We start from the raw sequence: 8,003 nt of genomic DNA, 5'->3' as shown, positions 1-8,003 counted from the left end.
ACAGATGCCGCGCGTCCCCCACCAGATCGCTCACACACCACCAACGACCCAGAACCCAAACCGTTTCGGATCAATATCTGCCGAAGGACGAGGTCGGCAACGAGGAGGTCGCGGCGCGCGTCGGTGTCACGGCCGAGTGGATCGAGCGCAAGACGCAGATCGTGTCGCGGCGTTACGCGGCGCCGGACGAGGCGACGTCCGATCTGGCGGTGCGGGCCGCCGAACGGGCTCTGGAGCAGGCGGGGCTTGCGGCGGACCGGATCGACTACCTGATCGTGTCCACGTCGACGGGTGACTTTCCGCAGCCGCCGACGTCCTATCTGGTCCAGGACGCCCTCGGCGCGTACGGGGCGGCGTGCTTCGACGTCAATGTGGTGTGCAGCGGCTTCGTGTACGCGCTTGAACTGGCACGTGCGCTCGCCGAGCGCCGGCCGGGCTCCCACGTCCTGGTGATCGGTGCGGATCTGTACTCGCGGATCCTCGATTTCGGCGACCGGCGGACGGCCGTGCTGTTCGCCGACGGTGCGGGAGCGGCCGTCGTCGGTCCTGTGGCCGCGCCGTACGGGATCATCGGCATCGATCTGGCCAGCCGCGGAGACGCGCACGATCTGATCCGGGTCGAGGCGGGCGGCAGCCGCAATCCCGCGTCGGCGGCCACGGTCGCCGAGGGCGGGCACTTCTTCAAGATGAACGGGCGCGGAGTAAGGGACTTCGTCACCGAGCATGTGCCGCCGGCGCTGACCGCGCTGGCGGAGCGGGTGGGCATCGGACTGGATCAGGTGGATCACTTCGTGCCGCATCAGGCCAACGGCGTGATGCTCGGCGAGGTCGTCGAACTGGCCGGGCTGACAACGGCCACGACCCATCGCACGCTGCAGAAGTACGGCAACGTGGGGAGCGCGTCCGTGCCGGTCGCACTGGACGAGGCGAACCGCTCGGGTGCCCTCGCTCCTGGTGATCTGGTGCTGCTGGCCGGCTTCGGCGGCGGTATGTCGATCGGCGCGTCGCTGCTGCGCTGGGGGGTGTCCGCATGAAGGCCGGGGAGATCTTGCGGGTCGGTGTCATCGGCAGCGGCATCATGGGCGCCGGGATCGCGGAGCTGTGTGCGAAGGCGGGCCGCGATGTGACGGTCTCCGTATCGTCGGACCGTTCCCTGGAGGCCGGGCCGGAGCGGGTTGCCCGCTCCCTCGACCGGGCCGTGAGCAGGGGCAAGCTCACCGCGGTTCAGCGTGACGAGGCAATGGGTCGGATCGTCTTCACCCGTGACATGGGTGAACTGCACGACCGGCAGCTGGTGATCGAGGCCGTGAAGGAGGACGAGGACGTCAAGTTGCACGTCTTCGCCTCCCTCGACAAGATCGTCGAGACACCGGACGCGATTCTCGCGTCCAACACGTCGTCGCTCTCGATCGCGCGCCTCGCCCGGGCCACCAGCCGGCCGGAGCGGGTGGTGGGGATTCACTTCTTCAACCCGGTGCCGGTGCTGCCGCTGGTCGAGGTGGTCGATTCAGTTCTGACGAGTCCTCAGGTGAGCACTCTTGCTGAGGCGTTCGTGGCCGGGGCGCTCGGCAAGACGGTCATCAAGTCGCCTGACCGCGCCGGCTTCGTCGTGAACGCCCTCCTGTTCCCGTACTTGTTGTCCGCGATCCGCATGGTCGACTCCGGTCATGCGACTGCGGAGGTCATCGACCGGGGCATGACACAGGGTTGTTCCCATCCGCTCGGGCCGCTGGCACTTGCCGACATGATCGGCCTCGACACGACTCTCTCGATCGCCGAGGCGATGTACGAGGAGTTCAGGGAGCCGCTCCATGCGCCGCCCGCGCTGCTGCGGCGCATGGTCGAGAGCGGTCTGCTGGGTAAGAAGTCCGGCCGCGGTTTCCACACGTACGCGAAGTAGGCGTACGCGAAGCAGGCGTCGGCGCCGCCACTCGCGCGCGCCCGCATTTCAGCACGTAGATCCCCGCGAGGGAGCGCCCCGAGGCGCTCCCTCGCGTTCCGAGCAAGAGCTGTCAGAACATTCAGCACTTTCCCCGCGTGAGGGCGTCCTTCCGCGCGGGGTGTCGTCGATAGGGAGCGAAGAACATGGCCATCCGTCCCGGGTCCCCCGTGCCGGACGATTCCATTGCCGTCGTCGGTCTTTCCTGCCGCTTCCCCGGCACAGCCGACCCCGAAGCCTTCTGGCGGCTGCTGTCGGACGGCGAAACCGCTGTCGGACCGGTTCCCGAGGGGCGGCCGGGTCTGCCGGCCATCGCCGCCGCCAAGCCGGCGGGCTACCTCGACCGTGTCGACACGTTTGACCCGGAGTTCTTCGGCATCTCGCCCCGCGAGGCGGCGGCCATCGACCCGCAGCAGCGGTTGGCTCTCGAACTCGCCTGGGAGTCATTGGAGAACGCCGGGATGCTGCCCGGGGATCTGCGGGACAGTTCGGTGGGCGTGTTCATCGGCGCGATCTGGGACGACTACGCCAAGCTCGCACACGGCCACGGCTCCGAGGGCGTGACCCACCATTCGATCACCGGCACCAGCCGCAGCATCATCGCGAACCGCGTCTCGTACGCACTCGGGCTACAGGGCCCGAGCCTGGTGGTCGACACCGGGCAGTCGTCCTCGCTGGTCGCCGTCCAGCTGGCCTGCGAGAGCCTCCGCTCCGGAGAGAGCTCCGTGGCGCTGGCCGGCGGTGTCAGCCTGAATCTGGTACCTGAGGGCTTCGCGGTCGCGGATCGGTTCGGTGCGCTGTCCCCCGAGGGGACGACATACACCTTCGACGACCGCGCCAACGGCTACGTTCGCGGCGAGGGCGGCGGGGTCGTCGTCCTCAAGACGCTGCGCCACGCCATCGCCGATGGCGACACGGTGTACGCCGTCATCCGCGGCGGTGCCGTGAACAACGACGGCGGCGGAGCCGCCCTGACGACGCCGCGCGGCTCCGCGCAGCAGGATGTCCTGCGGAGTGCCTACGCGAAGGCGGATGTCTCGCCTGCTGATGTGCGGTTCGTGGAGCTGCATGGCACCGGGACACCGGTCGGCGACCCGATCGAGGCGGCCGCGCTCGGCGCCGTGCTCGGGGTGGACCGCTCTGGGGACGCTCCGCTGCTGGTCGGCTCGGTGAAGACCAACATCGGCCATCTGGAGGGTGCCGCGGGCATCGCCGGACTGATCAAGACGGTGCTGTGCCTGCACAAGGGGACGCTCGCGCCGAGCCTGAACTTCAGTCGGCCGAACCCCGCGATCCCTCTGGATGACCTGCGGATCGAGGTGAACACGGAGGCGCGGCCGCTGAGTGGCGAGGGGGGCGATCCGGTGATCGCGGGGGTCAGCTCGTTCGGCATGGGAGGCACCAACTGTCATCTCGTGCTGTCCGACTGGCATCCGGTCGCGTCCGAGCAGGCCCCGGAAGCCACTGCGGAGGATGGCGCGGTGCCAGCCCCGGCACTGCTGTCAGGACGGACCGAGGAGGCGCTGCGCGACCAGGCCGCCCGCCTGCTGGAGCACATTGCCGACCGTCCCGAGGCGCAACTCGGCGACATCGTGCACTCGCTGGCGACGACGCGCACCCACTTCGCGCACCGCACAGCCGTCCTCGCCGAGGACCGTGACACCCTGCTCGCCTCTCTCGCGGACCTTTCGCAGGGATCCAACGTCCATCACGGGAAGGCCCGTTCGGGCGAAACCGCCTTCCTGTTCACGGGCCAGGGCAGCCAGCGCCCGGGCATGGGACGCGAGCTGTATGCCGCGTACCCGGTCTTCGCCCGCGCCCTGGACGAGGTGTGCGCGCACGTCGACGGCGTGCTCGACCGGCCGTTGCGCGAGGTCATGTTCGCCGAGGAGGGGACCGTCGACGCCGATCTGCTCCATCTGACCGGCTACACCCAGGTCGCCCTGTTCGCGTTCGAAGTCGCCGTCTACCGGCTCCTGGAGCACTGGGGTGTCACCCCGGCCCTGATCCTCGGCCACTCCGTCGGCGAGCTCTCCGCCGCCCATGTCGCGGGCGTGCTGTCCCTGGCCGACGCCTGCGCCCTGGTCGCGGCGCGCGGACGGCTGATGCAGCGGCTGCCCGAGGGCGGCGCGATGGTCGCCGTTCAGGCCTCCGAGGCGGAGCTGCTGCCGACTCTGACGGGACGGGAGTCCGAGGCGGCCGTGGCCGCCGTCAACGGCCCCTTGTCGACGGTGATCGCGGGTGACGAGGAAGCGGTCCTGGAGGTCGCCCGGCAGTGGCAGGAGCGGGGCCGAAAGGTCAAGCGGTTGCGCGTCAGCCATGCCTTCCACTCCCCCCGCATGGACGACATGCTGGACGACTTCCGCACAGTCGCCTCAGGCCTCACCTATCACGCCCCACACATCACGGTCGTCTCCAACCTGACGGGCCGCGCTGTGAGCGCCGAGGAGATCTGCACCCCCGAGCACTGGGTCCGGCACGCCCGCGAGGGCGTCCGCTTCCACGACGGAATGCGCGCCCTGGAGGAGCTGGGCGCGCGGACGTTCCTCGAGGTCGGGCCGGATGCCGTACTCACCGCGATGGGCCGTGACTGCGTCACCCAGGAGGCCCCTCTGTTCGTTCCCACGGCGCGCGCCTCGCGCGCCGAAGTCTCCACTCTCCTCTCGGCGCTGGCCCGATTGCACGTGAACGGAACACCGGTCGACTGGAGGCGCGTGGTCGAGGCGGCCGGCGGACGCCGGATCGCTCTGCCCACGTACGCCTTCCAGCGCGAGCGGCATTGGCTGCAGGCCCCGCCTCGCACCGGGGACTTGGGCTCGGCTGGTCTGGCCGCCTCGCGGCATCCGCTGCTAGGGGCGGTGGTCCGGCGAGCGGACTCGGGCGAGGTCATCCTCACCGGGCGGCTGGCTGCGCGGGACCACCTGTGGTGGCTTGTGGCCACTGAGCCGGCGGCCGGGCTGGTGCTGCCTGCGTCCGCGTACCTCGAACTGGCGCTGCAGGCAGGCGCCGAGACGGGCGCGGACCGCGTCGAGCGGCTGACACCGCTCGCCCCGCTGGTACTCGCAGCCGAGGACTCGGTACACCTGCAGGTCGTGGTGGGAACGGCCGACGAGGCGGGGCGGCGCACACTGGCCCTGCACTCACGGCCGGAGAGCGCAGGCTCCGAACGGCCGTGGACCCGCCATGCCGAAGGTGTGCTCGTCCCTGCGCCGCCGGGCGATGACGCCGTTCTCGGGGATGCCTCCGTGTGGCCGCCCGTCGGCGCAAGCGCGGTTCCCGTCGACGAGCACGCTGCCGACCTGGGGCTGACCGCGCTCTGGCGGCGCGGCGACGAGTCCTTCGCCGAGGCTGAACTCGCCGAGGAGGACGGTACGGCGGCCGACGGCCACCGGCTGCACCCGGCACTGCTGACGCCCGCGCTGCTGGATGCCGTACTCGGTACCGAGCAGGGGCCGGGCGGACGGACGGCAGAGTGGGAGGACGTACGCCTGCACGCGGTCGGCGCGACGCGGCTCCGGCTCGGGATCCGGATGACGACCGGTGCCGTCGGCACGCACAGTCTGCGTGGCGACGACGCGACGGGACTGCCCGTGGTCACCGTCGGGGCCCTGCGGCTGCGTGACGTGCCCGTCGAGGAACTTCGTGCGGCCACGGTGAGTACCCCGCACCACGACGCGCTGTTCCGTATGCGATGGCAGGAGTCGGCGACGCCGGACGGCAGGCCCTTCGACGGATCCTGGGCAGTGCTCGGCACGGACGGGCTCGGTGTGAGCGCCGCGCTGGGCGCCGACATCGAGGATGCCCGGGTGTACTCGGATCTCGACGCTCTGGCCGACGGGGCCGCAGTGCCGGAGGTGGTCCTCGTACCGCTTGCCGGGGAAGAGATGGACCTCCAGGAGCTGTTGCTGTCCTGGGCCGAGGACGCTCGGTTTGCCGGGTCCCGATTGGTCGTGGTCACCGGCGGCGCGGTTGCCGCCCGTCCCGATGACACGGTGCCGGACCTCGTTCACGCTGCGGTGAGTGGCCTCGTACGGTCCGCCCAAGCCGCGCACCCCGGCCGGTTCGGCCTGGTGGACCTCGACGGCCAGCCGAAGTCGGCGGCCTCGCTTCCCGCCGCCCTCGCGGCGGGTGAGTCCGAGGTGGCCCTGCGTGGTGGGGTGCTGTTCGTGCCCCGGCTGGAGAAGGCGGCGCCCGCAGTGGACCGCACTCCGGTTTGGGAGTCGGACGGAACGGTTCTGATCACCGGTGGCACGGGAGTGGCCGTCGGCCTGCTGGCCCGGCACCTCGCCGGTGAACGGGGCGTCCGCCATCTGCTGCTGGCCGGCCCGGAGGGCGCGGCCGCCCCCGGCGCGGCCGAACTCGTCGCGGAGCTGCGTGAGACCGGCGTCGAGGTCACCCTCGCCGCTTGCGACACCGGTGACCGTGGCGCGCTGGCCGCGCTGCTGGCCGAGGTGCCTGCCGCGCGCCCGCTGACGGCTGTGGTGCATGCGGCGGGCACAGCCGACGGGGCCGACGCGGCGCTGCATCTGCATGAGCTCACCCGGCACCTGAAGCTGTCGGAGTTCCTGCTCTTCTCCTCCGTCGTGGGAACGGTCGGCGGCGCCGACTGGTCCGCTGCCGGTACGGCTTCCCTCCTGGACGCGCTGGCGCACCACCGCCGCGCCCTGGGCCTGCCGGCAGTGTCCCTCGCCTGGGGGCGCTGGGCGTCGAACGCCGCGTCCGAGGGTGGGCTGCCGCTGCCCGACGGTGATGTCACCGCGCTGCTCGGCACAGCCCGGGCCATGGACGAGGCCGTGCTGATACCCGCTTTGTTCGACACCGGCACACGGGTCGAACCAGTGCCCCCGATTCTGTCCGGGGTGGTACGGGGGGCCCGCAGTCCCCGCCGGGCGGTAGCAGCCTCCGCGGTACGACGGCGGGCCATAGCCGCGGAGGGCGTGTCCGGGTTCGCCCGTCGCCTCGCTGACCTCCCCGAGTCCCAGCTCGAGCGCGCCCTCACCGACCTCGTACGCGACCAGATCGCGGCGGTCCTCGAACACGCGTCGGGCGCCGCCGTCGACACCGCGCGGACCTTCAAGGAGCTGGGCTTCGACTCCCTCACCTCGGTCGAGTTCCGCAACCGGCTGGGCGCGACCGCGGGTGTACGACTGCCCGCAACTCTTGTCTTCGACCACCCGACCGGCGACGCGGTTGTCCGTCATCTGCGATCCGAGCTGCTGGGCGCGCCGGAGAGGGCGGAGCGGGCGGCCACCACGGGCACTTCGAGCGCCGACGACCCAGTGGTGATCGTCGGGATGAGCAACCGTCTGCCTGGCGGTGTCGAGTCACCCGAGGCGTTGTGGGATCTCGTCGCGTCCGGTGGTGACGCCATCTCCGAGTTCCCCGGGAACCGCGGCTGGAACCTGGAGACGCTGTACAACGCCGACGTGGAGGCGGCGGGCACCTCGTACACACGCCATGGCGGGTTCCTCGGCTCCGCGGCCGATTTCGATGCCGAGTTCTTCGGGATCTCGCCGCGCGAGGCACTGGCCATGGATCCCCAGCAGCGGCTGCTGCTGGAGGCCTCCTGGGAGGCCTTCGAACGGGCCGGCATCGACCCCACCACCCTGCACGGGTCCGACACCGGCGTGTACGCGGGCACGTTCTCGTTCCGCGACAACGACGGCGGCGGGCTCGCGGGTGCCGAGGGCCAGCGGATGACGGGATCGGCCGCGAGCGTACTGTCGGGCCGTATCTCTTATACGTTCGGGCTTGAGGGCCCGGCCGTGACGGTCGACACCGCCTGCTCCTCCTCCCTGGTCGCCCTCCACATGGCAGTGCAGGCCCTGCACCAGGGCGAGGTCTCCCTCGCCCTCGCAGGCGGCGTCACCGTCATGTCCTCACCCGGCACCTTCATCGAATTCAGCCGCCAACGCGGCCTCGCACCCGACGGCCGCTGCAAACCCTTCTCAGCCAACGCCGACGGCACCGGCTGGTCCGAAGGAGTCGGCGTGCTCGTACTCGAACGCCTCTCCGACGCCCAACGCAACGGCCACCACATCCTCGCCGTCATCCGCGGCAGCGC

3 protein-coding genes are annotated in these 8,003 nt (G+C 70.9%); all 3 read left to right on the top strand.

What is annotated here, in order from left to right; genetic code table 11:
* Positions 1-77 precede the first annotated feature (77 nt).
* Positions 78-1,034: a 3-oxoacyl-ACP synthase III family protein gene (locus MTF69_RS42490; RefSeq protein WP_243342188.1), complete on the top strand. Its 957-nt coding sequence runs from the start codon at positions 78-80 to the stop codon at positions 1,032-1,034.
* The gene (locus tag MTF69_RS42485; RefSeq protein WP_243342187.1) at positions 1,031-1,900 is read left to right on the top strand and encodes a 3-hydroxybutyryl-CoA dehydrogenase; all 870 of its coding nucleotides are present in this window, start codon (positions 1,031-1,033) and stop codon (positions 1,898-1,900) included. The genes MTF69_RS42490 and MTF69_RS42485 overlap by 4 nt, the downstream gene beginning before the upstream one ends.
* Before the next feature lie 185 nt (positions 1,901-2,085).
* A partial coding sequence (locus MTF69_RS42480; RefSeq protein WP_279346927.1) for a type I polyketide synthase occupies positions 2,086-8,003 on the top strand: 5,918 nt, incomplete at its 3' end.

The sequence above is a fragment of the Streptomyces sp. AP-93 genome (assembly GCF_022808175.1).
Lineage (GTDB): Bacteria > Actinomycetota > Actinomycetes > Streptomycetales > Streptomycetaceae > Streptomyces.
The sequence above is the reverse complement of the archived record's forward strand: the minus strand, read 5'-3'. Positions and strand labels throughout refer to the sequence as shown.